This is a genomic window from Parvularcula sp. LCG005 (genome assembly GCF_032930845.1).
GTDB lineage: Bacteria > Pseudomonadota > Alphaproteobacteria > Caulobacterales > Parvularculaceae > Parvularcula.
Genome location: NZ_CP136758.1, coordinates 3,044,955 through 3,069,580 on the forward strand (window position 1 = coordinate 3,044,955; position 24,626 = coordinate 3,069,580).

Sequence of the window (24,626 nt, forward strand, 5' to 3'; positions counted from 1 at the left end):
TTCTTGTCATCGGCCGATTGAAGATCGCCAGCCCGCTATGCCGAGCGGGTTCGTTGGCGAACCAGCGGCGCCAGCGTGCGCAGAAAAACTGCGACCTCGTCCACCAGTGCCCGAATGGCTTCACCACGCCGTTCTGGCGCATACCGTACGGTATGGTTTAGTGCTTCCTCGAGCGTCGTGGCCCTTGTTTCCTCGGCCGGGGAGAGGGAAAGCTTCCGTGCCTCGCGCAGCAGGACCAGCTGGGCATGCACGGCGCGGACATCCGCAAAGGCGCGCATCATGGGCGTCAGGAGGGCGGAATCCTCCTGCCAGCTCCTGCCCTCAAACAGCTCCTGAATGACCCGTTGTCCGGCGCCATCGCACTGATAATCAACGCAGCCTGAACACCCTTTCGACGTCAAAACGTCATGGATGCTACAGCGGTGGTGGTCCAGATGCTGGCAGGGCGTGCCGGCGGCCTTGTCGAAGGAAAACTTCTGTCCCTTGTCGATGGCCAGCGCCACGCAGCATAGGGCCGCGCATTGGTCACAGTCGGGGGTCAGGGAATGGGACAAGGCTTTCTCCGGGGGCGGGTCGCGATGGCGCGGACGTCTTCTTTTGCCCTCTGCGCAAATTCCCTTATGTGACAAATGCCGCGACCGATAAATGAGCCTCATGCAAAATCAGCCCGCCTCTACCGACACCGTCCGTATCGAAGCCAATGGAACGGTGATCGAAGTGCCGCGCGATGCAGCGGAGCGGGCATTGGGCCAGCAGGCGGCGGTCCAGCAGGCCCCGATGGAAGAGGCGCAGCCGATCGACCAGTCCCTCGACGGCGCGACGCCGCCCGATGCACCGGCTGATGTACCGCCGGTCGTCGGGGAGGACTCACCGTCCGGCCTGGCCGACATCTTTGCCATGGACAGCCTGAAGCAGCGCGGTCTCGATATCTGGCTGTGGATTCAGGAGCACGTCCTGACCGTCAATATGGGCATCCAGCTCGCCCTGATCGTCGCCGCCTTTGTGCCCGCGCTGATCTTCGGGCCAAAGCTGAAGCGCCTGATCAACCGCCACCTGCGGCAGCGGATGCCGCCTGGCATTTTGCGCCGTGCTTCGGATGCGTTTGCGACGGTGGCCACACTGATCGCGCTATGGCTCACCCTGTCGCTGTTCTCTGGCATCCTGGCCGGGATGGGGCAGTCCAATGCCGTCATCTCCGCGGTGCAGAGCCTGCTGACGGCTGCCATTGTCATCCGGCTCGTCACCCTCGTCATCCGCTCGCCGTTCTGGTCCAAGGTTGCGTTTTACGTGGCGTGGCCAATCGCGGCGCTCGATGCCTTCGGCGTCCTTGATGACGTCGCTGCCAGCCTGAAGGCCGCGTCCATTCCGCTGGGAGAAAATGCGGCCGGCGATGCCGTGACGCTTTCTGCGCTGGATGTCGTCCGCGCGGCGATCATCTTTGCCATCTTCTTCTGGATCGCGTCATTGGCTGCAGGGATCATCAACCGGCAGATCCAGAACGTTGATGAGCTGAACCCCTCCTTCAAGGCGCTGCTGGCAAAGGTGCTGAACTTCGTGATGCCCGTCATCGCGCTGGTGTTCGCGCTGAACATGATCGGCTTCAACCTTGCCAGCCTCGCGGTCTTTTCCGGCGCCGTCGGCCTCGGGATCGGTCTGGGTCTCCAGAAAATCATCTCGAACTTCCTCGCCGGCTTCACCCTGCTGGCCGACAAATCCATCAAGCCGGGCGACACGGTTGAGGTGGACGGCGTCTATGGCTGGATTACGGAAATGAAGAGCCGCTATGTGGCGATCCGCACGCGCGATGGCACCGCGCATCTGGTACCAAACTCGGTCTTCATCGACGAAGGCGTGGTCAACTGGTCGCATGACGACCGGGCGGTGCGGGTGAAGGCTGATTTCGGCGTCACCTACAATCAGCGGGATCTGGAACTGGTCCAGAAACTCGCGGTGGAGGCAGCCGAGGGGGTTGAGCGCGTGCTCGAGAAGCCCGGACCGGTCTGCAACCTTGTCGGCTTTGGCGACAGCTCGGTCGATTTCAGCCTGCGGTTCTGGATCAACGATCCGCCCAATGGCATCGCCAATGTGAAGTCCCAGGTCATGATGCGTCTGTGGCATGCCCTGCATGATCACAACATCGAAATTCCGTTCCCGCAGCGCGATCTGCACATCCGGTCATCGGATGTGGATTTCAGGCGGCTGTCATCAGCATCGGCTGAGGATTGATGGCGGAGAAGACAATCTACCTCGTCCGCCACGGCCGGACCGAATGGAACACCGAAAAGCGCATGCAGGGGCAGATGGACAGCCCCCTGACCGAGGAAGGTCACCTGCACGCTGAGCAGTCCGGGCAGTTCCTTGCCGAGCAGGGGATTGAGCACATCTTTGCTTCTCCTCTGGGGCGGGTGCAGCAGACGCTCGATCATGTGCGCCGTCACGTAGACGCCCCGGTCACCGTGGATGACCGCCTGATGGAATGGCACTGCGGTGACTGGTCAGGCACGCTTTACGACGATTTAAGCACGCATTGGCCGGACGAATGGATGGCGTGGGAGAAGGACCGCTACGGCTACCGCCCGCCGGCGGCTGAGAATTACGATGACATGATTGACCGCTGTGCGCCGGCGCTGGAGGCCATTCTGGCCGCAGAGGCATCGACGATTGCGGTGCTCTCCCACGGTCTTTTGAACCGGGCATTGGCGCTGCAGCTGCTCGGGCTGAGCGCGTCCGAAGTGCTCCGGGTGCGCCAGCATAATGACGTGATTTTCCGCATTCAGGTGGGCGAGACCTGCTCGGCCGAGCATTTTGTCGCTGGAGAGGGGCCTTATCCGGGCCTGCCCATGGCCAGCCGCTAGTGGGGCGACGCCGAGCGGACCCGGCCTGAATCCACGAAGACGATGAGCGCCATGATGAGATAGCTGGCGCAGACGATGGCCGGCACATAAAGCTGTTGCTGCTCCGGCCACAGATACCAGGCAAGATAGACGCAGATCGCCCGGATCACTGCATAGGCACAGAACAGCAGCGATCGGCCATAGGACCAGCCGATCACCGGGAAATGCAGGCTCAGCCCGATCGCGAGGATCAACAGAACCATGCTGTTGGCCCCGGTGTGGATGGCGCCCAGCAGCATGGGCCAGAACAGCAGCATCGCGACGAAAGCCGGGAAGAGCACACTGCCGACCGGCGACCGGTCCTTCATGAAATTGATCCCGGATATCTTAGCGAAGCCGAGCGCCATGGGAAAAATCGCGCCTGTGCCAAACAGGGTGAGGAAATAGGCCCACCCCTCCTCCATGAGGCCGGACCGGACAGCCCAGAACATACCGCCCACTGCCGCCCAGTAGACAGCGCCCCCGAGAAGGACCGGAAAACCGCCGCGCAGGCGGCCATATTGTGCCAGTTGAGCCTGTCGCAATGCCTGTTGCAGGGTAGTGATCGATTCCATTCCTAATTCCCCAATAGGTTTGAACTACAAACCATCAAGTCGAATGGATGTCAATGTCGGGACAAGGTCGTGGCCGGAAGGTTTTGCCCTGAGCGGCAAACAGCGGTTAGATATGCTAATTCGACAGGAAAAGGAGAGATCCATGGCCGAGGACAAACACGCAGAATATCTTGCCAAGGTCCAAAAATACGACGCCGACGCAAATGCTGACACGGTGCGGAAGATTGCCAACAAGCTGGGCATCGCGCTGCAAAACCGCGACAGCTCTCTGGTCTCATGCTCTGACACATCAGAGCTTGAACGCATTCGTGACGGCTTTGCCAAGAAGACGCTCGGCCTCGATGCCGGTCATTCCGATGATCAAATCATGGCCGCGATCAACGAGGTCTGCGTGATGATGGCTGGCGACGGCAGCAACAAGCACCGCGTGCCATTCTATTATCTGCTGGCCAAATCAACCAATACGCTTGGCAAGATCGGCTGAACGCCATAGGCGCGGGGCCCATGCCCAGACCCATGACCCGCGCCAATATTGCTGAGCTCTATCGCCGTTTCCATGAGGCGATGCCTGAGCCGGAGACAGAGCTCAACTACAGCTCCCCTTTCACGCTACTCGTGGCGGTGGCGCTGTCTGCGCAGGCGACCGATGTTTCCGTGAACAAGGCGACGGGCCCGCTTTTCGCCGTGGCCAATACACCCGCCCAGTTCGTTGCCCTGGGGGAGGCCGGTGTCGCCGACTACATCAGGACCATCGGCCTGTGGCGCAACAAGGCCAAGAACGTGGTCGCGCTGTCCCAGAAACTGATCGACGACTTCGGTGGCGAGGTGCCAGCCGATCGCGACGCGCTGCAGACCCTGCCCGGCGTCGGGCGCAAGACAGCGGATGTCGTGTGCAATGTGGCCTTCGGTCAGTGCACCATCGCCGTCGACACCCATATCTTTCGGGTCTCCAACCGGACGGGTCTCGCTATCGGCAAGACGCCAGAGGCGGTGTCTGACCGTCTCGCCAAGGTGACACCGCCTGAGTATCTGCGCGACGCCCATCACTGGCTGATCCTGCACGGGCGCTATGTGTGCAAGGCGCGCAAGCCGGAATGCTGGCGATGTGAGGTCAGCGACCTTTGCGGCTTCAAGGACAAAACGCTGTCGCCCGCCTGATGACGGCTGGATGAAACCGGGCTATCGGGGCTGTCATGACCCCATCAGATCGCCTTATCATCGCTCTCGACGTCCCATCCATTGATGAGGCGGCGTCCATCGTGGACCGGATCGGCGAGGCGGGCCATTTCTACAAGATCGGCTATCAGCTCTTCCCCTTGGGCGGCTACGATCTGGCGCGCTCACTCGTGGCGGCCGGGCGCAAGGTCTTCATCGATGCCAAGCTGCTGGATATCGGTGCGACCGTCGAACGCGGTGTCAAAAGCCTCACATCGATCGGCGCCACTGTCCTGACGGTTCATTCCGATCCCGATACGATCAAGGGTGCTGTTGCCGGTCGGGGGGATAGTGGATTGGGCATCTTCGCCGTCACCGTCCTGACCAGCTGGGATCAGGCCACGGTGGCGCGACATGGCCTTCCCTTTGATGTTCTCGACCTGGTGCTGCATCGGGCTGAGATTGCAGCGGAGGCGGGCGCGGATGGCGTCATCGCTTCTGCGGCAGAGGCACAGGCCATCAAGGCGCGGTTCGGCGAGCAACTGAAAATCATCACGCCAGGCATCCGCCCATCGGGCGCAGCCGTCGACGACCAGAAACGGGTCATCACCCCGCGAGACGCCGTAGCGGCCGGGGCGGATCACCTGGTTGTGGGGCGTCCGATCATTCGGGCCGAAGACCCCGCAGCGGCAGCACGCGCCATTCTGGCAGATTTGTAATCTAGCGCTCCCCTTGCTCCGGAGAGGTACCCGTGCGACGACTGTCGCATAAGAGCGACGCAAGACGCGTTGCTCCTGTGGGGAAGGTCTGGAGGGACAATGTCAGCACCAACGGAAGCCGAGTTGCGGCTGCTCAAAATTCTGTGGTCGCATGACCGGTTGAGCGCCCGTGAGCTCCAGGATCTGGTCGAGCCGCAAACGGGCTGGTCCTTCTCCACCACGCGCAAACTGCTTGACCGGATGGTGGAGAAGTCGCTGGTGTCGGTGGTGCCTGTGCATGGTGTACGGACATTTGAGGCGGCCCAGTCCCGCCTGCGCACAATGGCCGGGTTGATCCGAAGTTTCAGTCGACAGGTCCTCGACGTTGAGGGGCCTCTACCGGTCGCCAGTTTTGTCAGTAGTCGCCTGATCGACGAGGATGAAGTCGAGGAACTTGAAGCCCTCCTCAACGAACTCGACGAGGGAGAGCCGACATGACGCTGACTCCTCTTGATGCTGCCATGGCGGCCCTCATCGGCCTTCCGCTCATCGCCAGCGCCATGGTGCGGGCGGGGAGAGGACCGGATGAGGGGATGGGAAGCGAGGCGGCCGAATGGCGGGCCCTTGCGCTCATGATCCTCCCCGTCTTCCTTGGTCTTATATTCCTGGGGCTGAATACTTTTCTGCCGACCCCCTTGGCGGCCCTGCCGGATCTAGACCTGTTCGTTGGTGAAGCGACAGGCACCGCCGCGCAGGCGGGCGCGGTAGACGTGACAAAGCCATTCCATCTCCCTTTCGGGGCAATGGCGGCGACAGTCTACGGCCTGGGGTTTGTTGCATGGGCTGGTCGGCTCGCACACTGCCATCTCTATCTGCACGACGTCGCCGGGGCATCACAACCGATGCAAGTCGATGGACGATCCGTTCTGGTTACGGAACGAGTGCTGTCACCGTTCGTGTACGCCCGTCATATCGTCCTGCCGCAATGGGCCTTTCAGGCGCTTGACGGACAAGCCCTCAATCTGATCGTGGATCATGAACAGGCGCATATTCGCCGCCGTGACCAGCACCGCTTCATCCTGCTGGCGTGGATCGATGCGCTGTTCTGGTTCAATCCTTTTGTCCGTCATCAGACGAAGCGGTGCCGGCTGGCCGCCGAACTGAATGTCGATGCAGCGGTGATCGCCGCTGCCCCCAAGATGCGCAAGGTCTATGCCCAAAGTCTGGTGCTTGTCCTGAAGCATACCGCCGGTCACGCCCTGCACGGCGCGCCGGCGGTCCTCTCACCCCGCTATCAAGGAGAAGCAAAGATGAGAATGAAAGCGATTATGGGGCTCCCATCCCCGCGCGGCAAGCGCCGGCTCTGGACAACCCTCTCTGCGCTGGGCGCATTGGTCCCGCTCACCGTCGGGCAGTGGGCGCTTGCCGGGGCGACGGCCGCTAATGGCGTCCTGTCAGTCGTGCCTGTGGAAGGTGAAGTGTCCGCTCGCTACGACATCGTGTACGACCCATTAGGAGACGGCCCGCGTCGTCACAGCGGCATCGACTTCAAGGCACCGCTGGGTACGCCCATCAAGGCGGCGGGGAGTGGTCGCGTCACTGTTGCTCGGGATATGGGGGCCTATGGCATCACGGTCGTCATCGATCATGGTGATGGCCTGCAGACGTTCTACGCTCACATGAACAATGCCGATGTCCGCTACGGCCAGACAGTGACAGCGGGCCAGACGATCGGCGCGGTTGGCAGCACCGGCCGATCCACCGGGCCTCACCTGCATCTTGAAGTGCGACAAAATGGCCTGAAAATCGATCCTGCCAGTGTCATTGAGGCGCTGGCAACGCCCTGACGACGGCTATCGCCGCGACGGTCAACGCCCCGCCAGCGGGCCGGGAGAGGCACAATCGGCCTTGCGTTAGGATCGCCTTGACCTTCCTCCCCTAGACCCCGTTCCGGCCGCTTTACAAAGGGTCGCCAGAGCGGGGTTGAGGCGTGTTCAGTCTTTCCCCCCTTTTCAGACGAGCCGTTTTGTCTAGTTTGGTCTCGCGAGTAACAGTTATGATAGGATATCGATGATGCGCCTTCGGAGTTGGGTTGGGACCGCGGTTTGTGCCTCGGCATTGATTACAGGGGCCACGGCCCAGACATTTACGGGCACAGGCTCAGGCGCAAAAGCCTTCGAGCAGCTCGACGACAAGCTTCCCACTCCGAACGTCTACAGGGCGGCAACCGGCGAACCCGGTCCAGCCTATTGGCAGCAGCAGGCCGACTACGTCATCGATGTGACGCTGGACGAGACCGGCAAGCGCATCACGGCGACTGAACAGATCACCTATACCAACAACTCGCCGCATGAGCTTCGCTATCTGTGGGTCCAGCTGGACCAGAACCGGTTCGCTGAAGGCTCACTGGCCCGCATGTCCGAAACGGCATCCACGTCCGGCACACGGCGCCAGGCCAATGGCTCAGGCGACAGCCTCAGCTTCGGCGCGCTGGCCCGCCAGATGGCGCTCAAAGAGGGCGATCACGGCTTCAAGATCACATCCGTCAAGGATCGCCGCGGTCAGGAGCTGAGCTACACGATTGTCGACACGCATATGCGCATCGACCTGCCGACCCCGATCCGTTCGGGCGGCTCTTTTGAATTCTCGATCGATTTCAACTTCAACATCATCAACGAGCCGATCGTTGGCGGTCGCGGCGGGTATGAGGGTTTCCCTACCGATCAGGCCGAATACACCAACGACTACATCTACTTCCTCGCGCAGTGGTTCCCGCGCATGACGGCCTTCTCCGACTATGAAGGCTGGCACAACAAGGCGTTTCTCGGCCGCGGTGAATTCACGCTCGAATTTGGCGATTACGACGTCTCCATCACTGTTCCTGCGGACCATGTCGTCACATCGACCGGTGAGTTGCAGAACCCTGAACAGGTGCTGACCGCGACCCAGCGCGACCGCCTGCGCCAGGCCCGCAATTCAGAAGATCCTGTGTTCATCGTCACGCCTGAAGAGGCCGCCGAGAACGAGAAGGAAGGCAGCAGCGAAACCCAGACCTGGCACTTCAAAGCCGAGAACGTTCGCGATTTTGCGTGGGCGTCCTCCCGCAAGTTCATCTGGGATGCGCAGGGCTTCCGTCAGGAATCCGACAACAACCCGCTCGTCATGGCGATGTCGTTCTATCCGAACGAGGCCGAGCCGATCTGGTCGCAATATTCGACCGAAGCGGTCATCCACACCATGGATGTCTACAATCGCATGTCATTCCCCTATCCCTATCCGACGGCCCAGTCCGTCAACACCTGGGAACGGGGCGGCATGGAATATCCCATGATCACCTTCAATGGTTATCGTCCGAACAAGGATGATGCCAAGGATGGCTCGGTTACCTATTCGCGCGGCATCAAATATTCCCTGATCGGCGTGATCATCCATGAAATCGGCCACATCTATTTCCCGATGACGGTCAACTCCGATGAGCGTCAGTGGACATGGATGGACGAAGGTCTGAACACGTTCCTCGAATATGTGGCGGAGATCGAGTGGGAAGAAAACTATCCCGCGTTCCGCAATGAAACGAACGTTCTGGACTATATCACCGATTACATGAGCAGCACGGAACAGGTGCCGATCATGACCCAGTCGGATTCAATCCTGCAGTTCGGTCCGAACGCCTATTCTAAACCAGCCGCTGCTCTCGTCGTGTTGCGCGAAACGGTTCTTGGTCGCGATCTGTTCGACACGGCCTTCCGCGAATATTCACGCCGCTGGAAATTCAAACGTCCGACCCCGTCTGATTTCTTCCGCACGATGGAAGAAGTGTCGGGCAAGGATCTCGACTGGTTCTTCCGGGGCTGGTTCTACACGACCGACCACGTGGACCTCGCCATCGCCGCGGTGCGCGAATATCAGATCTCGTCTCAGGATCCTGATGTGGAGGAAGATTTCCGCCGCCAGCAGGATGCCGAAATGTCGCCTGAGCCGCTGATCCAGAGCCGCAACCGCGAAGAAGGAATGCAGACGCGTCTTCAGCGCCGCGATCGCCTGAGTGATTTCTATAATGAGAATGACCGCTTCGTGACGAACAACACGGACCGGAACAACTTCCAGAAATTCCTGAAGGGCCTCTCTGCTGTCGAACGTCAGACCTATGACAAGGCAATGGAAACCGAACCGTTCGTGTACTTCATCGATTTCGAGAATAAGGGTGGCCTCGTCATGCCGATCCCGCTCGAAATCACCTATGAAGATGGCAGCGTTGAGGAAATGATGATCCCTGCCGAAATCTGGCGCCGGGATGCGGAGAAAGTGACGAAGCTTTTCATCACTGATCGTCCGATCACCTCCATTTTGATCGACAAAAACCATGAGATTGCCGACGCGGACCGTTCGAACAACGGCTTCCCGTCATCGATCAACCGGTCACGGTTCGAGCTCTTCAAATCCAGCAGCTCGTCCAACAACCAGATGGCTGATGCCCTCGCCGACCTTGCCGCCGAAGAAGGCAAGACCGATGAGCAGGGCGGCGAAGAAGTGCCGCTGCAATCACCGTCCAACAGCAACTAAGTGTCAGGGGCGGCTTCGGCCGCCCTTTTCCATTCAGGACCTGAAATGAAACGACTGCTCAGCCTTGTTTGCGCACTCCTGATGATCGCGACCCCGGCGCTCGCGCACCGCCAGCCCGAAGTGATGACGACGATCAATTACACCGGTGAGGGCAAGAAAGCGGCGACCCAGATCACCCATCGCATCCACGCCCATGACGCAATTCAGCTTCTGGCCACCCTGCCGACGGTCTCCACACCCAATCTCGACGACACCAAGAACCTCGCCCGGCTCGCGCTCTACGCGTCCAGGCAGTTCGACATGGACGGATCGGTGAAGACATTGGGGGCGGAGATCGAGGGCAATTACGTCTATGTCTATCAGGAGGCGAAAGGTCATCCGACGCTTCTGGGGTCGCACATCCTGTCGGATTTCAGCGATGACTGGTCCAACTATGTGAATGTCGAAATTGATGGCCGTGAAGACACATCCTACGTTTTTTCGAAGGTTCGCGGCGATCGCGTCCAGCCAGAATGAATTTTCCCGCCCTGCCGGGACTTCCGCAAACATGATTAACTGGTAGTCTTGTAGGACGAGATTTTTCGGGCAGGGAACCACTATGCTGAAACGACTTCTGACCGCTGCTGCAGGTGTAGCGATGTTGTGCACAGGCGCCCAGGCGGGCGAAGTGCGCGTTGGCCTCGGCTGGCACGACATCACAGACACCGAATATGGCATGGATGTTCAGGGCGAGATCGTGTTCGATTCGCCGGGCTTTCTGCAACGCATTGGCGAGCTGAAGCCCTACCTCGTGGCGTCGACAAATACTGAGGGTAATCTGAACTTTGCCGGTGGTGGTCTGCAGTATGATCGCTTCATCACCGAAAACTGGTTCGCCGAGTTCCAGTTCGGCATCATCGTGCATGACGGCCGTATCGAGCTGCCCCCCCCGTGGGAGCCTGTGGAGCGTCAGCACGTGCTCGACACCGAAAAAACCTATGGCTGCGAGACACTCTTCCATTCGGTGCCTGCCATTGGTCGCAAGATCAATGATCGCTGGGCGGCGTCAATGTATCTGGAGCATCTCAGCCACGGCAAGATCCTCTGCAGCACGGGCAAGAACGAGGGCAATGATACCCTTGGCCTGCGCCTGCACCGGACGTTCTAGGCAGCAAGCCGCTGCAATGTCGGCCTGACTTTCAGGAAAACGGCATAAACGCCATCAAGTAGGCGCCGGGTCGGGGCAAACCGTCCCACCGGTGCCAACCATCCCAGGCCCCGGACGCGTGACCAGGCCTCCGTGAAGGCCCTTGCGCCCTCGACCATCTCGCCGTCCGGCAGGCGAACGTGAAACCGGGCAAGAAGCCGCTGGCGATCGATAGCGCAGCTGGGGGTCGCATCGGGCGGTGCGACATCCTCGAAAACCAGACGCCCGCGTCCCTTTTCCATCCGCCGCAGAAGAGCAATTTCCTTGCGGCAGAGAGGGCACGCACCGTCAAAATAGACCGTGACAGCATTTGTCATCATTGTGGGGATTTAGGCTGCGGGCTGATCTGCCGCCACGGGCTTCTGTGTCGCAGCCTGCTGGACGCGCCAGCTTGTAAAGGTCTGGCCTGCGGGCACGCCCTGGCAGACATAGTCGCGCAGCTCTGCCGCCGCTTCATCATTGTCGGCCAGCAACTCACTCGGAGAGATCCGTTCACGGATGGTGATGTGAAACGTCTTGCCGCGCTTGTTGAACAGCTCATGAAACAGCGTCATGTCGCGCAGTTCCTCGTTCAGTTTCCAGAACCAGTAATAGAGCCAGCTGTTCCGTGAGCGGATATGGGCCGGGATGACCGGCACCTTGTATTTCTTGGCGAGGGCCGCGACGCTCGACATCCACGGGCGTTCCTGCAGCTTCTTGTCTTCGTCCATATAGGCGAGGCGTCCTGAGGGAAACAGGATGATCGCCCGGCCTTCGGCGAAAGCCTGGTTCGACGCCACAAGTGTCTCGCGGGATTTGGCGCGGTTCTTTTTCTCCGGTCGCCATTCAACGGGGATGAGCTTGTCGGTCAGGCGGGGGTTTAGACGGATCGCATCGCCATTCACAAAGACAATGCCGTCGGGCCGAATATCAGCAATCGCATCGTGTACGGCCAATCCATCGGCAATACCGGTCGGGTGGTTCAGGGCAATGATGAACCCGCCCTCCTTGGGGATATGCTCAAGGCCGGTGACATCGAGGTTCATGTCGAGCATGCCCGAGGCGTAGGCGAATGCCTCGTCGGCGGGCAATCGTCCGGCTTCGTCGACCATCCGCTTGGCCTTGCGATAGCCAAGAAGCTTGTTCAGCAGAACGCGGTAGATGGGCCAGAAGCGGGAGCGGGATAGTTTGGGTGCCCGCTCCTTGATCAGGACATCGACAATATGTCGATGCTTGTCCTCCGCTGGCGGCGGCACGTAATACGGGCTTTCGTTCTGCCAACGGAAAATTTCACGATCAGCCTCGGATCGTTCGGGGTGCAGGGGCAGGCCGTCGGCGCCATAGGACGCCGCTGTTTGCCGAAGCTCTGTCGTCCCCGTGTCCAATTAAATGGCCGCCTTCTGCTTTTCGGTCAGCTCGACACACGCCGTCTTGGCAAGGCCGAGGAGAGCGAGGAACTGCTCATCCGAGAACGGGTCGCCTTCGGCTGTGCCCTGAATTTCAACGATGCCGCCGGACCCGGTGATAACGAAATTGGCATCGGCCTGCGCATTGGAATCCTCGTCATAGTCGAGGTCCATGACGGGCGAGCCACTGTACAGGCCGCAGGAAATCGCAGCGACCGAATCCGTGATCGGATCTTTCTTGATGACACCATTTGTCATGGCCCAGGTCACCGCCTGGCGCAGGGCGACATAGGCTCCGGTGATGGACGCGGTGCGCGTTCCGCCATCGGCCTGAATGACGTCGCAGTCGAGCAGGATCTGACGTTCGCCCAGAATGCCCATATCGACAACAGCCCGCAGCGACCGGCCGATCAGGCGCTGAATTTCCTGGGTCCGGCCCGATGGGCCATCTTTCCGCTCGCGCCGCATCCGGGTGTGGGTGGAGCGGGGCAGCATGTTGTATTCTGCCGTGACCCAGCCCTTGCCGGAGTTGCGCATCCATGGCGGCACCTGCTCGTCCCAGGACGCGGTGCAGAGCACGTGCGTATTGCCAAATTTGACGAGGCACGACCCCTCGGCATAGCGGTTCACGCCCGTTTCAAAACTGACGGTCCGCATTTCGTTGAAGGCTCTGCCCGATGGCCGCATGCTCGTTCTCCTCGAGGTGTTGGTGTCCCGCATAAACGAGGTGCAGGGGACATGTCGAGAACAGCTACATGACGCTTTCCTTGCGACCGGATGAACCTTTTGTGTGCTGGCGCCGACTATCGAGTTGAAACCAGCCTGAAGGGGGCGGGATGCATAGCGACGAGGAAGGCAGGGTTTACGACGAATTGCTCGTCACGCTCGTCCGCGCGGGTAATAAACGCGCGGCGGACAGGCTGGCCGCCCGTTGGTACCCCCGGCTGCTGCGAACCGCGCGCCGTCTCTTAGGTGATCAGGGCGAGGCACAGGATGCTGTGCAGGACGCCTGGACGGGCATCTGCCGCGGCTGGATGGGATTGTCAGATCCGGCAAAGTTTCCGGTCTGGGCCTTCTCGATCCTGCACCGGAAATGCGCCGACCGCCTGCGTCATACGATCAGGGACCGCACGCATCTTTGCGATGTGGAGAATGTGGCTGTCGCAACGCCGGCCCAAGCGGATGATCGCTCTGCGCTCGAGCAGGCCTTTGGGCGCCTCAGCGCCGATCACCGTGAAGTGGCGGTCCTGTTCTTTGCTGAAGGACTGACGCTGCACGAAATCAGTGTGGTGACCGCCGTGCCGGTCGGCACCGTGAAATCCCGACTTTTTACCGCGCGCCATCAATTGCGCGCCCTGCTGAAAGGAGACGACGATGTCCAATGAGGATGCAACACTGCGCAGGCTGTCTGCGGCGGATCAGGAATTTCTGGACGATCTGGAGGACGGCCGGGGACTGTTCACCCAGCTGGGGGCCACGTTTCAGGGACCGATGCGGTTCTGGACCATCATGATCTGGGTCATGGCATTCGTGCTGACGGGCTTGGGCTTTTTTTGCGTCTACCGACTATTTGCGGCGGACGCGGTACGGCCGATGATTTTGTGGGCCTTCGGTGCCTGGGCGGCATGGTCGGCGCAGATGGCGGTGAAACAGTGGATTTTTCAACGCATGGGAACGCTGACGATCCTCCGGGAGCTGAAGAAGCTTGAGCTTCGACTGGCCCGGTTGGAGGATCGTCAGGAGATCAGGTCTTAGCCGTTGGCGGCGTTACGGCTTGGACGGGGGCGACGACCAGCATTGCCGCCTTTGCCCTCAGCGGTGCGGCGTGCACCGGCCGGCTTGTCACCCCGTTTGGCCTGGCCATCCTTGGCATGGGCCGGGCGACCACCTTGCGGTTTGCCAGCAGCACCATCACGGCGCGGCTTGTCCCCACGATAGGCAGGGCGATCATCGTCGCGGCGAGGACCACGGTCGCCGCGCGCGCGGGTTTCTGATGTCTCGCCGATCATGTTTTCGCGGGCACGGTCGCGGTCAAACCGCTTTGGCTTTGCCCCTGTGGGTGCATTTGCCGGGCGTACCGGCCGGTCACCATCAGGATTGTCATTGGGAACCCAGCTGGAGCGCGGGGCCGGGGCCTCGTCTCTCTCAAACCGGTCACCACGCGCAGGCGCGCGGCGATTATTCCGATCACCGCGATCGCTTTTGGGGCCGCGGCTCTGGCTGCGTGTATCACGGCCTTCCCCGCCTTGGGGACGACCACGACCGCCACCACCACCACCACGGCGTTTGACGGCTGGACCGGTGGCGGGTTCAGGCTCACCAACAGCGTCGATGCGCATCTTGATGGCGCGCTCAATGTCTTTCAGATAGCCGAACTCTGACCCGTCGCAGAATGAGATGGCGACGCCGCTCTTGCCGGCACGCGCTGTCCGACCGATCCGGTGCACATAGCTTTCCGGAATATTCGGCAGCTCGAAATTCACCACATGGCTGACGTCATCAATGTCGATACCGCGCGCGGCGATGTCGGTGGCAACGAGAATGCGGATTTCGCTCTTCTTGAACTGGTCGAGGGCGCGTGTCCGGGCCCCCTGGCTCTTGTTGCCGTGAATAGCCGCGGCCTTGAGACCATAGGAGTCGAGATATTTTGTGACCTTGTCCGCGCCATGTTTGGTGCGGGTAAAGACAATCGCCCGCTCAACATCGGTCGAGGAGAGCACGGCGATCAGGCGGTCTTTCTTGCGGTCCGCGGGCATGTGCTCAACGGTCTGGCTGATCCGCTCGATCGGGCGAGATTCTGCCGCGACGGCGATATTCACCGGCTCGTTCAGGAAGTCGTTGGCGAGGGCGCGAATGGCGGACGGCATGGTTGCCGAGAACAGCACCGTCTGGCGATCTGATGGCACGCGCTGCATGATCCGGCGGATGGCCGGCATGAAGCCCAGATCCATCATCTGGTCCGCTTCGTCGAGGACGATGGTGCGGACGGAATCAAGTTTCACGGCACCGGTCGACATATGGTCCAGAAGACGGCCCGGTGTCGCCACGACGATGTTCACGCCGCCGGCCATGGTACGGGCCTGTGGGCGCGGGTTCACACCGCCAACGATCACCGCGACTGTGGGTTTGATGAACCGGCCATAAACGCGAATGCTCTCGGCGATCTGCGCGACAAGCTCACGGGTCGGCGCGAGGATCAGCACGCTTGACGATTTCGGGGTGATGGTGACGGGGCTGTTGGCAATCTTGTGCAGCAGCGGCAGGACGAAGGCTGCGGTCTTGCCGGTGCCTGTCTGCGCGATGCCCAGAACGTCACGATTTTCCATCAGAGGCGGAATGCCCTGTTCCTGAATGGGGGTGGGGTTTTCATAGCCCGCGGCGAGAACGGCACGCAGGACAGGCTCGGCAAGGCCAAGCGAAGAGAAGTCAGTCATTATAATCTTTCAGTACCGCTGAAAGGCGCGAGCCGGTCTTCACCGTCGCGCCAGGGCGCACGTCTTGAGTGGAGGTCGTTGCGCAGAAAAGCGACCCGGATATATCGGGAGCCCGTTATTTGCCGGGCGAACTTAACGGGCGCTACTGCCAGGGATGAGACCCTGTCCACGCAAGCGGCGCGCATTATTGCGGCCTATGAACACATTTGGCCGACAGACGCAATCTATTTCTGAAACCGTTCTTTATTGGTAAAGATAGACGCACATGACATCAACTTTATCAATCGACCTGAATGCGGACCTTGGTGAGGGGTGCGGTGATGACACCGCGCTCATGCCGGTGCTGTCCAGCTGCAACATTGCCTGCGGTGGCCATGCCGGAGATCAGGAGACAATGGCGATCGCTGTCGCGCTGGCTCAGCAGCATGGTGTCGCAATCGGGGCCCACCCTTCCTATCCGGACCGTGACGGTTTCGGACGCCGTGCACTGGACATTGAGCCGGCGGCCTTGCGTGCGAGCCTGCTGGAGCAATGTCGCACACTGATGGACGTCGGCGCTCAACGGGGTGCCCGGATCGTGCATCTGAAACCCCATGGCGCCCTTTACAATGTCGCAGCACAGGATGAGGGTCAGGCGCACACGATCGTCGCGGTGGCGCAGGAACTGGGCCTGCGCCTTGTGGGCCCGCCGGGTGGTGAGATGCGGCGCCTCGCCGGTACGATGGGGGTGCCGTACACCGCAGAAGGCTTTGCCGATCGTCAATATGATGGGGACGGACAGCTTGTGTCTCGCCAACTGGATGGGTCGGTGTTTCATGAGGTGGAGACTCAGGTCACCCAGGCCCTTGCCTTGGCCCGCGGCGACCGTCTAGAGCCCAGAGGCGGTGGCGCGCTCTCCCTGCGGGTGGAAACGATATGCGTGCATGGCGATACGCCGGGTGCCGTCGACGCGGCCAAGGCGATCCGATGCGCCCTTGAAAACAGCAATATTTCAATCAGGTCGGTACAATGACGGTTACTCAGATTTCGGAAGATATCGCGACCATTGCGGTCCCGGATGCTTCGGTCGGACGCGTCATCGCGGACCGACTGCGGGCCACCGGTCTGTTTGGCGAGATTGTGCCGGCGCTGGAAGAGGTCGCGGTTCAGTTCGATCCCCTTGCGGTCACGTGGACGCAGGTTGAAGCGGTGCTTGCCGACCTGGACGATCTGGCGGCCGTTCCAGACACGGTGATGGGCGCGCCCCTGATGATCGAGGTACGCTATGGCGGCGAAGATGGCCCTGATCTGGAGAAGGTCGCCGGACAGCTCGGGATCGGCACGGCTGATCTTGTTGATCAGCATACGGCGTCTCCAGTTCAGATCGAGATGATGGGGTTCACCCCCGGCTTTGCCTATGTGCAGGGGTGCGGCTGGCAGGTGCCAAGACGCGCACGGCCCCGGGCATTCGTACCTGCAGGATCCATCGGTGTCGCTGGCGGGATGAGCGGGCTCTATTCCCTTGGTGGGCCGGGTGGCTGGCCCCTGATCGGCCGAACGGACCTTACGCTTTTTGATGGTCGTCTGGATGATCCTTTCACTCTTTTAGCGGGTCAGTGGATCCAGTTCAGGGCTGTCTGATGCGAGTACTGACGATTGAAAAACCCGGACTGCAGAGCGTTCTTCAGGGAGCGCCGAGAACCGGTTTTCGCCATCGCGGTGTGCCGCGGTCCGGTGCGGCAGATGCCTACAGCCTGGCGCTCGCCAATCGCGCGGTCGGTAATGCGCCGCTGGCCACAGGCATTGAAATTCCCGGCGGTCAGTTCTCCTGCACGTTCAGGACCGAGACCATGATCTGTATTCTGGGTGCGACAGCCAATCTGGCCCTATCGTCCCGACCTGTCCGGCCGGGTACCACCGTGCCCGTGAAGCCCGGTGACCGCCTCCTGATCAGCGGACTCGCGGACGGTATGCGGGTCTATGTGGCGGTGCGCGGCGGCCTGAAGGCGCGGTCGATCATGGGCTCGCCCTCGACCTATCTGCCCGCCCGCCTTGGGGGAATTGGGCGCGCATTGCAGGTCGGCGATGATCTTGCGCTGGCGGATGACGCAATTGACGAGCCGCAGGCACTGCCCGCGGACCTGCTGATCCCGCCAAGTACACGTCATGTTCTGCGATGCTGTGACGGGGCTGAGTTTGAGAGCTTGTCACCAACATCGCAGCACGATCTGTTCGAACGGGATTTTATTGTGTCCTCGCGACTGGACCGCATGGGCGTTGGTCTTGAGGGACCGCCTCTTGAGATTGACAGTCAGGGGACGATGAAAAGCGCGCCGGTGTTTCCCGGCACCATTCAGTGTCCGGAGGGCGGGGCACCTTTCATCCTGCTGGCCGATGCGCAGACGACGGGCGGCTATCCCCGTGTTGCGCAGATCATCGCTGCTGACCGGTTCCAGCTGGGCCAGCTCAGACCCGGCGATCAGGTGCGGTTGATGCGGGTAACCCCCGCGGCCGCCCTGCGCGTGCTTGAGGCGAAGGCTGCGGCCCTCAAATCCATCGGTATTCCGATTTCGGCGTTATAGACAAAAAAAAGGCGCGCCGTTCAGCGCGCCTTTTCCTTTGTGTCTATTACGGATCAATTGCCTGCAAAGCTGACCTTGGTCGAGACGGCGCCCTTGTAATAGGCGGGTTGCCCACCGCCGACGCTGAACGTCGCGCTCCCCTCTTGCGGAATGACCAGCTTGCCGTCCTCATCGAAATATCCGACCCGCTCAGGGGACAGACTGAATTCGACGGTCGTGCTCTCGCCTGGCTCAAGCTCGACGACCTCAAAGCCGACCAGTTCCACTCGCGGCACGGTCGGATTGGCGCGCTTGTCGTGGCTCATGTAGAGCTGGACGACCTCACGGCCGGCCCGCTCGCCTGTATTGGTCACCTCGACGCTGACCGCTAGCTCGCCCGAAGCATCGTGTTCGGACGGTATCTCAAGATTGCCGTAGCCAAAGGTGGTGTAGGACAAGCCATATCCGAACGGATAGAGCGGTTTGCCGGTGAAGTATTTGTACGTCCGGTTGGCCATTGAATAGTCCAAGAACGCCGGAAGATCGTCGACCGATTTGTAGAACGTCACCGGCAGGCGGCCTGATGGGCTGTACTCGCCCCATAGCAGGTCAGCGATGGCGACGCCCGCTTTCTCACCGGGATAGAAGGCCTGCACGATAGCGGGCAGGTTTTCGTCTTCCCAGTTCAGCGCCATGGCGCTGCCGGAGAAGTTGACCAGCACCACTGGCTTGCCCGTAGCGTGCAGAGACTTCAGCAGCGCTTCCTGTGGGGCGGGCAGTTCGAGGTGGGTACGGTCACCGCCAAGGAAGCCGTCAATCTCGACGGACATCTCTTCGCCCTCAAGATTGGCGTCGATACCACCGAAGAACAGGACCACATCGGCCTTCTCTGCGGCGGCCATCGCCTCCGCCTTCAGGTCACGGGAGACGTCGACCCAGGACAGGTTCACGAATTTTTCGAGCGCATCGCGGGACCAGCCGCTGTTGAACGTCATGGCGAGCTGGAAGTCGTATTCTTCTCCCGCCGTCATGGTGAATTCCTGATCGCCCTCAACCACTTCGCCATTGATGGAAAGTTCAGTCCAGCGCGATGGCTTGAAGCGATAAGTACCGTCTGTCGTCGGTTTGATCACGCCTGTCCACGTGGCGCCGAATTCGTCATTCAGATTGTCGGTGGTCGGCGTACGAAGCCAATACGCATCAATCGTTTCTTCGACACCGGTCTTGACCACTTCGCCGGTGCGCTCAGGCTCGATATAATAGCTTGCCTGCACGCCGGGCTGCAGCGAGCCGTCGTCTGCACGATGGAAGAGCGCGGCTGCCGGCACGGTTTCATAATTAGCGTAGACATCACCAGCAATGGTCGAGCCCGGCGCGTAGAACACGTTTTCTTCGCCGATCTTTTCGCGGATGCCTTCGAGTGCCGTCACGGACGCCGTGGGGATGCCGTAATAATTCGCGACAAGCGTCCACCAATTGTCAGCATTCGGACCGATTACCGCGACCTTGACATCATCGGCAAGCGGCAGGACGCCGTCATTCTTCAGAAGCACGAGAGATTTGCGTGCCGCATCCTCGGTCAGGGCCAGGTGCGCCTCACTGGCCACATCGTCGACCGACGCGCCGGACCAGGGGACGAGCGATGGATCGTCATACATCCCCAGACGGAACAGCGCGGTATAAAGACGAATGACGGATTGGTCGATAGTGGCCTCATCGATCAGGCCCTGTTCCACGGCGGCGGGCAGGGCGTCCATCTTGTTGCCATAGCCATCACCGCAATTGACGTCCGTGCCCATCTTCACGGCGACAGCGGCCGCCTCAGCGCGGGTGTCGACATAGTCATGGCCGATGTAATGGGCTTCGCCCGTCTTCATCTTGTCTTCATCGTAATAGAAGTCACCGATGGCCCCGCAGTCGGAAACCACATAGCCGTCAAAGCCGAGTTCCCCGCGCAACAGGTCGACCATCAGACGCTCGCTCCCGCAGGCCGGGGCACCCCAGACGGCGTTATAGGCGCACATCACCGAGGCCACTTCGGTCTCGTCAAAGGCCATTTTGAACGCAGGCAGATAAGTCTCGTAAAGATCAGCGTCGGAGGCGGAAATGTCATCGCGGTGGCGTGACGGCTCCGGCCCGGAATGGACCGCATAGTGTTTCACGGTCGTGACGGTCTTGAGGTATGAAGGATCATCGCCCTGCATGCCGTTCACGAAGTTGACGGCCATACGGCCGGTCAGGAACGGGTCCTCACCATAGGTTTCCTGACCCCGGCCCCAGCGCGGGTCACGGAAGATGTTGATGTTTGGCGACCAGAAGGTCAGCCCACCATACATCGCATAGACGTCTTCCGAGCTGTACAGATTATACTTCGCGCGCGCTTCGTCAGAGATCACCGTGGTGATGTCGAACATGAGATCTTCATCCCATGTCGCAGCAAGGCCAATGGCCTGCGGAAAGACTGTGGCGTGACCGGCACGCGCCACACCGTGCAGGGCTTCGTTCCACCAATTATACTCATGAATACCAAGACGCGGAATGGCCGCGGCCTTGTCGTACATCTGGGCGGCTTTTTCCTCCAGCGTCATCCGGCTGACGAGATCGCGGGCACGCTCCTCAGCTGACAGGCTGGTGTCCATGAAAGGGAGCGTTTTGGGATCGACACTGTCGCTATTGTCGTCCGTCGCTTCCGCGGCGGCTTGCGGTGCTTCTTCTGCAGCATCCGCCTTTTGCGTCGCGCCTTCACCACACGAAATAATCAGCGCGAGGGCGGCAGCAGAACCAAGCCAGCGCCAGTGATCGATTTTATTCATGGAATTTTCCTCACCTGTCAAAACATTATAGGACAACGGTTTTTGCCGCTGTCCGAATTACGGCGGATACTAACGAACGGCCTCTTCGCTGTCTTGTCCTGCGCTAACAAAATCGGCCGTTTTACGGGAAAAAGGCACATAGATTGCACAGTCCGGCTCGGCACGGTCGGTGATGCATTGCACCATTTATCAGGCAGTGCCGCGGGGACCATCTGGGGGTCTCCTGAAAGGCCGTAGCGTTTCTGCTGCGGCCTTTCTACATAGGGGTATGGCAGCACTGAATGACATGGATGCGCGTGCGCGCGCGATCTTCAAGCAACTGGTCGAAACCTATCTCGATACCGGACAGCCCGTCGGGTCGCGGACCCTGTCCCGTATTCCCGCGCTGGACCTGTCCCCGGCGACGATCCGCAACGTGATGTCCGATCTGGCAGCCATCGGTCTGCTGGATGCGCCGCACGCCTCGGCAGGGCGCATGCCCACCGATCTTGGCCTGCGGCTCTTCGTTGATGGCCTGATGGAAGTCGGCGCGCCTTCAGCGGAGGATCGCCGCGCGCTGGAAGATGAGGCCGGGACGAGGGGGGATGCTGCGGCCCTGCTCGATCGGGCGGCGAGCCAGCTTTCCGGTCTGACCCAGACCGCCACCATGATCGTGACCGACAAGGCCGACCGACCGCTGAAACATGTCAGTTTTGTACCGCTGGATGACACGCGGGCGCTGATGGTGCTGGTTGACCGCGCCGGCGATGTGGAGAACCGCATTCTGACGATTCCGGCAGGACTGCCCGCCTCGGCCCTGATCCAGGCCGCCAATTTCCTCAATGCACAGATGGCCGGGCGCACGCTGCAGGATGCCGAGCGTCAGGTGTCCGCCGAAATCGAGGCCAAACAGGGCGAACTCGACAGCCTGACCACGGACCTTGTCAAACGCGGTATTGCCGAGCTTGTAGGGCGGCCGGGCATACCGCCGCAGTTGATTATCCGTGGGCAGGCGCACCTGATCCAGGGGGCGGAGACGGATCTGGGCCGGCTACAGAAGCTGTTCATCGATCTTGAGCGGCGGCAGGGTATTTCCGATCTCCTCTCGGCAGCGAAGGCTGGGGAGGGGGTGCGGATCTTTATCGGTGCTGAAAACCCGCTGTTCAGCCTGTCGGGAAGTTCGGTCATTGCGTCACCCTATCGCGACAGCGACCGCAACATCATCGGTGTGATCGGTGTCGTGGGTCCGACACGGCTCAATTATGGCCGGGTCATACCGCTGGTGGATTACACAGCGGAAGTCGTCAGCCGCATGATGCGCTGACGGTCAGTGCAGGTGAGGTGACGCATCGCCTGCAAGCTGGTTGAGGGTCTGGATCAGTCGCCGCTCATTGACCGGTTTGGACAGGATCGGGGTGTCTTTGAGATCGAAAGGCAAATTGAGAATCCGGTCATACCCGGTGGAGAAGAGGAGCGGCACGCCCATCTCTGCCAGTTTGATCGCAATCTCGATGGAGGGTTTGCCGGCAAGATTGGCGTCAAGGACGGCCAGGTCCGGACGGCCCCGAGCCACCGCTGCCAGTCCTTCTTCCAGTGACCCGCAGACGTCATAGATGCCATATCCTGCATCGGCGACCATCTGTTCGATATCCATGGCGATAATGGCTTCGTCCTCAACAATCAGGACCTGTGGAATATCGCTGTGCTTGACGTCTTCCGGCTGCGTTACGGTCACGTTCAGCTCGGACACCTGTTCATTGAGGGGCAGCACGATATCGCAGACAAAGCCGGTCTCAGTCTGATGATGCTGGATGGTGCCGGACAATTGGGAACATACCACCCGTTCGATCAGCGCTGATTCAAGGGCCCAACTGGTCGTATCGGACTTTGGCGTATGGTCGCCCGGCATGATTTCGACCCATGACAAATGGACGAACTGCCGGGAGTCGACGGACCAGTTCAAAAACAGCTCGCCGCCTTGGTAAGGCAATACACCGTTATGAACCGCATTGCTGGTCAGCTCGTGGATCACGATCGCCACTGCCTGCGCATAGAGCGGTGACAGCATGACGTCTGGCCCATCGATCTGGATCGTGGCGTTGATCGTGTCGGAGAACCGGTCAAGCTCCTCCCCGATCAGGCGGTGCAGGGAGATATTCGTCCACCGTTCTGATGACAGCAACGTGTGAGCGCGTGAGAGGGCGCCAATGCGCTCCTCGACCTTGCGGTGAAATGTATCGACGTCATCAGCGGTGGTGAGACGGACCACGGATTGAGCCACGGCGAGAGCGTTGCGCGCGCGGTGATCGATCTCCCGCATCATCGACCGTTCGCGCAGGATCGATTCTTCTCTGTCGACCCATGTCATGGTTCGCTCATACGCCGCTTTCACGGCGCTGATGTCGTATTCGCTCCAGGCGCGAACGGATTGGGACTGAACCACGACGGTGCCTGCCATGAGGTCGCCGATAAAACGTGGTACGACCAGAAGACTACGGGTGGTATGGCCACTGCCGGTATGACCGAGCAGCATCTGATCGGTGGCCGACAGCCCTGCAAGATCATTGATCGCGCTGGCCTGCCCCGCCACGATGGCCTGACGGACAGACTGAATTCGGCTGGCGGCATCGACGATGGGTTCGAGCGCGTCGCCTGCGTCCTTTGTCCAGCGCTGCATGGCAACCTGATGAGTCTCACCGGACTGGGTCGTCGTGATCAGCAGGGAGTCGACGTTGAGATACTCGCCAAGCTCTGCCATGGCGCGCCGCTGGCCATCGTCGGTGTCACTGGCTTGGCCAAGGGCCGCTTCCAGATCGACGATCAGCTTCATCTGCCGCGTCCCGATAACTTGGGCGGTCGTTTCCATGCCGGAATTATAGATTCCGCCAATCTGACCGTTGAGGCGGAGAATGGGCGTGAAATTGTATGACCAGTAGGTCTCCTCGGGCACGCCTTGCCGGGCCATGGGCAGCATCTGATCGTGCAGGGAGAGGCCTCGTCCCTCCTGCAGCACCTGGTCAAATTGCGGTTTGATGATCGACCAGATGTCGGGCCACACATCCTCGGCTCTCTCACCAAGACAGTCCGGGTGACGGGGGCCCGGGATTGTCGACCAGGCATCGTTGTAAAGCAGCCAGTGCTCGTCACCCCAGTATATGGCGGTTGGGAAGGCGGAATTCAGGCAGATGCCAAGGGAGACGCGAAGGGCTTCCGGCCATTGTTCGACGGGTCCCAGTGGATGATTGGTCCAGTCATAGTCTCTGATCCGGCGGGACATTTCATTGTCGCCAGCCAGAAACTGCAAAGCACCATCGCTAGAGATCGGTGATCCCGACATCAAAAACTGCCCCTGAACTATAACCTGAGTTATGCCGCCCAAGTCAGAAGTCGAGCCCATAAGAACCGAAAAAAGCTAAGCTTCTATT

The 24,626-nt window shown here is 60.5% G+C and carries 24 protein-coding genes; 16 read left to right on the forward strand and 8 right to left on the reverse strand.

Going from position 1 to position 24,626, the window contains the following annotated elements; translation table 11 throughout:
* Positions 1-35 precede the first annotated feature (35 nt).
* Positions 36-554 carry a hypothetical protein gene (locus tag RUI03_RS14500; protein WP_317288182.1) on the reverse strand — a complete coding sequence of 173 codons (519 nt, stop codon included), beginning with the start codon at positions 552-554 and terminating at the stop codon, positions 36-38.
* Between the two features lie 100 nt (positions 555-654).
* Between RUI03_RS14500 and RUI03_RS14505 the strand changes: the two genes are divergently transcribed.
* Together RUI03_RS14505 and RUI03_RS14510 are read left to right on the forward strand one after the other, a co-directional pair.
* A complete protein-coding gene (locus RUI03_RS14505) occupies positions 655-2,226 on the forward strand; it encodes a mechanosensitive ion channel family protein (protein WP_317288183.1) in 1,572 nt (523 codons plus the stop codon).
* A complete protein-coding gene (locus RUI03_RS14510) occupies positions 2,226-2,855 on the forward strand; it encodes a histidine phosphatase family protein (RefSeq protein WP_317288184.1) in 630 nt (209 codons plus the stop codon). Before RUI03_RS14505 ends, RUI03_RS14510 begins: the two co-directional genes overlap by 1 nt.
* Here RUI03_RS14510 and RUI03_RS14515 read toward each other — a convergent pair.
* Positions 2,852-3,448, reverse strand: coding sequence for a DUF7010 family protein (locus tag RUI03_RS14515; protein ID WP_317288185.1), 597 nt, complete (start codon positions 3,446-3,448; stop codon positions 2,852-2,854). The genes RUI03_RS14510 and RUI03_RS14515 overlap by 4 nt on opposite strands.
* Positions 3,449-3,590: 142 nt before the next feature.
* On the opposite strand from RUI03_RS14515, the gene RUI03_RS14520 reads away from it, so the two are divergent.
* The 8 genes from RUI03_RS14520 to RUI03_RS14555 all read left to right on the forward strand — a co-directional run bounded on the left by RUI03_RS14520 (position 3,591) and on the right by RUI03_RS14555 (position 11,011).
* Positions 3,591-3,932 (forward strand): DUF2853 family protein, encoded by a 342-nt coding sequence (locus RUI03_RS14520; RefSeq protein WP_317288186.1) that lies wholly within the window; start codon positions 3,591-3,593, stop codon positions 3,930-3,932.
* A gap of 20 nt (positions 3,933-3,952) precedes the next feature.
* Positions 3,953-4,606, forward strand: a complete 654-nt coding sequence (gene nth / locus RUI03_RS14525; RefSeq protein WP_317288187.1) for an endonuclease III — start codon at positions 3,953-3,955, stop codon at positions 4,604-4,606.
* Between the two features lie 35 nt (positions 4,607-4,641).
* Positions 4,642-5,322: an orotidine-5'-phosphate decarboxylase gene (gene pyrF / locus RUI03_RS14530; RefSeq protein ID WP_317288188.1), complete on the forward strand. Its 681-nt coding sequence runs from the start codon at positions 4,642-4,644 to the stop codon at positions 5,320-5,322.
* 99 nt (positions 5,323-5,421) lie between these two features.
* The gene (locus RUI03_RS14535; protein ID WP_317288189.1) at positions 5,422-5,799 is read left to right on the forward strand and encodes a BlaI/MecI/CopY family transcriptional regulator; all 378 of its coding nucleotides are present in this window, start codon (positions 5,422-5,424) and stop codon (positions 5,797-5,799) included.
* On the forward strand, positions 5,796-7,148 hold the full coding sequence (locus RUI03_RS14540) for a M23/M56 family metallopeptidase (RefSeq protein ID WP_317288190.1): 1,353 nt from the start codon (positions 5,796-5,798) through the stop codon (positions 7,146-7,148). Before RUI03_RS14535 ends, RUI03_RS14540 begins: the two co-directional genes overlap by 4 nt.
* 223 nt (positions 7,149-7,371) lie before the next feature.
* Complete coding sequence (locus tag RUI03_RS14545; protein WP_317288191.1) at positions 7,372-9,864, forward strand: M1 family metallopeptidase; 2,493 nt, start codon at positions 7,372-7,374, stop codon at positions 9,862-9,864.
* Between the two features lie 45 nt (positions 9,865-9,909).
* Complete coding sequence (locus tag RUI03_RS14550; RefSeq protein WP_317288192.1) at positions 9,910-10,380, forward strand: DUF6702 family protein; 471 nt, start codon at positions 9,910-9,912, stop codon at positions 10,378-10,380.
* Between the two features lie 82 nt (positions 10,381-10,462).
* Positions 10,463-11,011: an acyloxyacyl hydrolase gene (locus tag RUI03_RS14555; RefSeq protein WP_317288193.1), complete on the forward strand. Its 549-nt coding sequence runs from the start codon at positions 10,463-10,465 to the stop codon at positions 11,009-11,011.
* Here RUI03_RS14555 and RUI03_RS14560 read toward each other — a convergent pair.
* From RUI03_RS14560 to rph, 3 genes are read right to left on the reverse strand one after another with little or no spacing between them, the layout of a single operon-like run.
* Complete coding sequence (locus RUI03_RS14560) at positions 11,008-11,370, reverse strand: DUF393 domain-containing protein (RefSeq protein ID WP_317288194.1); 363 nt, start codon at positions 11,368-11,370, stop codon at positions 11,008-11,010. The two genes, RUI03_RS14555 and RUI03_RS14560, sit on opposite strands and share 4 nt — an antisense overlap.
* A 9-nt stretch (positions 11,371-11,379) precedes the next feature.
* Positions 11,380-12,414 (reverse strand): lysophospholipid acyltransferase family protein, encoded by a 1,035-nt coding sequence (locus tag RUI03_RS14565; protein WP_317288195.1) that lies wholly within the window; start codon positions 12,412-12,414, stop codon positions 11,380-11,382.
* Positions 12,415-13,122, reverse strand: a complete 708-nt coding sequence (gene rph / locus RUI03_RS14570) for a ribonuclease PH (RefSeq protein WP_317288196.1) — start codon at positions 13,120-13,122, stop codon at positions 12,415-12,417.
* A 149-nt stretch (positions 13,123-13,271) separates the two neighbouring features.
* Between rph and RUI03_RS14575 the strand changes: the two genes are divergently transcribed.
* The gene (locus tag RUI03_RS14575; protein WP_317288197.1) at positions 13,272-13,820 is read left to right on the forward strand and encodes a sigma-70 family RNA polymerase sigma factor; all 549 of its coding nucleotides are present in this window, start codon (positions 13,272-13,274) and stop codon (positions 13,818-13,820) included.
* Positions 13,810-14,190: a DUF6768 family protein gene (locus RUI03_RS14580; protein ID WP_317288198.1), complete on the forward strand. Its 381-nt coding sequence runs from the start codon at positions 13,810-13,812 to the stop codon at positions 14,188-14,190. The genes RUI03_RS14575 and RUI03_RS14580 overlap by 11 nt, the downstream gene beginning before the upstream one ends.
* Here RUI03_RS14580 and RUI03_RS14585 read toward each other — a convergent pair.
* Positions 14,187-15,869 (reverse strand): DEAD/DEAH box helicase, encoded by a 1,683-nt coding sequence (locus RUI03_RS14585; RefSeq protein WP_317288199.1) that lies wholly within the window; start codon positions 15,867-15,869, stop codon positions 14,187-14,189. The genes RUI03_RS14580 and RUI03_RS14585 overlap by 4 nt on opposite strands.
* A 265-nt stretch (positions 15,870-16,134) precedes the next feature.
* Here RUI03_RS14585 and pxpA point away from each other — a divergent pair, with 265 nt between their 5' ends.
* From pxpA to RUI03_RS14600, 3 genes are read left to right on the forward strand one after another with little or no spacing between them, the layout of a single operon-like run.
* Entirely contained in the window at positions 16,135-16,881 is a 747-nt protein-coding gene (gene pxpA, locus RUI03_RS14590; RefSeq protein WP_317288200.1) for a 5-oxoprolinase subunit PxpA, read from the forward strand.
* Complete coding sequence (locus tag RUI03_RS14595) at positions 16,878-17,489, forward strand: 5-oxoprolinase subunit B family protein (protein ID WP_317288201.1); 612 nt, start codon at positions 16,878-16,880, stop codon at positions 17,487-17,489. Before pxpA ends, RUI03_RS14595 begins: the two co-directional genes overlap by 4 nt.
* The gene (locus RUI03_RS14600) at positions 17,489-18,430 is read left to right on the forward strand and encodes a biotin-dependent carboxyltransferase family protein (RefSeq protein ID WP_317288202.1); all 942 of its coding nucleotides are present in this window, start codon (positions 17,489-17,491) and stop codon (positions 18,428-18,430) included. Before RUI03_RS14595 ends, RUI03_RS14600 begins: the two co-directional genes overlap by 1 nt.
* Positions 18,431-18,483: 53 nt before the next feature.
* On the opposite strand, the gene RUI03_RS14605 is transcribed toward RUI03_RS14600, so the two are convergent.
* Entirely contained in the window at positions 18,484-21,222 is a 2,739-nt protein-coding gene (locus RUI03_RS14605; RefSeq protein WP_317288203.1) for a glycoside hydrolase family 3 C-terminal domain-containing protein, read from the reverse strand.
* 268 nt (positions 21,223-21,490) lie between these two features.
* Here RUI03_RS14605 and hrcA point away from each other — a divergent pair, with 268 nt between their 5' ends.
* Positions 21,491-22,525 (forward strand): heat-inducible transcriptional repressor HrcA, encoded by a 1,035-nt coding sequence (gene hrcA, locus RUI03_RS14610; RefSeq protein ID WP_317288204.1) that lies wholly within the window; start codon positions 21,491-21,493, stop codon positions 22,523-22,525.
* Between the two features lie 3 nt (positions 22,526-22,528).
* On the opposite strand, the gene RUI03_RS14615 is transcribed toward hrcA, so the two are convergent.
* Complete coding sequence (locus tag RUI03_RS14615; RefSeq protein ID WP_317288205.1) at positions 22,529-24,538, reverse strand: HWE histidine kinase domain-containing protein; 2,010 nt, start codon at positions 24,536-24,538, stop codon at positions 22,529-22,531.
* Positions 24,539-24,626 lie beyond the last annotated feature (88 nt).

Excerpts from the sequence above, each read along its gene's own strand:
- RUI03_RS14505 (WP_317288183.1), top strand. The coding sequence starts at position 655 with ATGCAAAATCAGCCCGCCTCTACCGACACCGTCCGTATCGAAGCCAAT.
- RUI03_RS14510 (WP_317288184.1), top strand. The coding sequence starts at position 2,226 with ATGGCGGAGAAGACAATCTACCTCGTCCGCCACGGCCGGACCGAATGG.
- RUI03_RS14515 (WP_317288185.1), bottom strand. The coding sequence starts at position 3,448 with ATGGAATCGATCACTACCCTGCAACAGGCATTGCGACAGGCTCAACTG.
- RUI03_RS14520 (WP_317288186.1), top strand. The coding sequence starts at position 3,591 with ATGGCCGAGGACAAACACGCAGAATATCTTGCCAAGGTCCAAAAATAC.
- nth (WP_317288187.1), top strand. The coding sequence starts at position 3,953 with ATGCCCAGACCCATGACCCGCGCCAATATTGCTGAGCTCTATCGCCGT.
- pyrF (WP_317288188.1), top strand. The coding sequence starts at position 4,642 with ATGACCCCATCAGATCGCCTTATCATCGCTCTCGACGTCCCATCCATT.
- RUI03_RS14535 (WP_317288189.1), top strand. The coding sequence starts at position 5,422 with ATGTCAGCACCAACGGAAGCCGAGTTGCGGCTGCTCAAAATTCTGTGG.
- RUI03_RS14540 (WP_317288190.1), top strand. The coding sequence starts at position 5,796 with ATGACGCTGACTCCTCTTGATGCTGCCATGGCGGCCCTCATCGGCCTT.
- RUI03_RS14545 (WP_317288191.1), top strand. The coding sequence starts at position 7,372 with ATGATGCGCCTTCGGAGTTGGGTTGGGACCGCGGTTTGTGCCTCGGCA.
- RUI03_RS14550 (WP_317288192.1), top strand. The coding sequence starts at position 9,910 with ATGAAACGACTGCTCAGCCTTGTTTGCGCACTCCTGATGATCGCGACC.
- RUI03_RS14555 (WP_317288193.1), top strand. The coding sequence starts at position 10,463 with ATGCTGAAACGACTTCTGACCGCTGCTGCAGGTGTAGCGATGTTGTGC.
- RUI03_RS14560 (WP_317288194.1), bottom strand. The coding sequence starts at position 11,370 with ATGATGACAAATGCTGTCACGGTCTATTTTGACGGTGCGTGCCCTCTC.
- rph (WP_317288196.1), bottom strand. The coding sequence starts at position 13,122 with ATGCGGCCATCGGGCAGAGCCTTCAACGAAATGCGGACCGTCAGTTTT.
- RUI03_RS14575 (WP_317288197.1), top strand. The coding sequence starts at position 13,272 with ATGCATAGCGACGAGGAAGGCAGGGTTTACGACGAATTGCTCGTCACG.
- RUI03_RS14580 (WP_317288198.1), top strand. The coding sequence starts at position 13,810 with ATGTCCAATGAGGATGCAACACTGCGCAGGCTGTCTGCGGCGGATCAG.
- RUI03_RS14585 (WP_317288199.1), bottom strand. The coding sequence starts at position 15,869 with ATGACTGACTTCTCTTCGCTTGGCCTTGCCGAGCCTGTCCTGCGTGCC.
- pxpA (WP_317288200.1), top strand. The coding sequence starts at position 16,135 with ATGACATCAACTTTATCAATCGACCTGAATGCGGACCTTGGTGAGGGG.
- RUI03_RS14595 (WP_317288201.1), top strand. The coding sequence starts at position 16,878 with ATGACGGTTACTCAGATTTCGGAAGATATCGCGACCATTGCGGTCCCG.
- RUI03_RS14600 (WP_317288202.1), top strand. The coding sequence starts at position 17,489 with ATGCGAGTACTGACGATTGAAAAACCCGGACTGCAGAGCGTTCTTCAG.
- RUI03_RS14605 (WP_317288203.1), bottom strand. The coding sequence starts at position 21,222 with ATGAATAAAATCGATCACTGGCGCTGGCTTGGTTCTGCTGCCGCCCTC.
- hrcA (WP_317288204.1), top strand. The coding sequence starts at position 21,491 with ATGGCAGCACTGAATGACATGGATGCGCGTGCGCGCGCGATCTTCAAG.
- RUI03_RS14615 (WP_317288205.1), bottom strand. The coding sequence starts at position 24,538 with ATGTCGGGATCACCGATCTCTAGCGATGGTGCTTTGCAGTTTCTGGCT.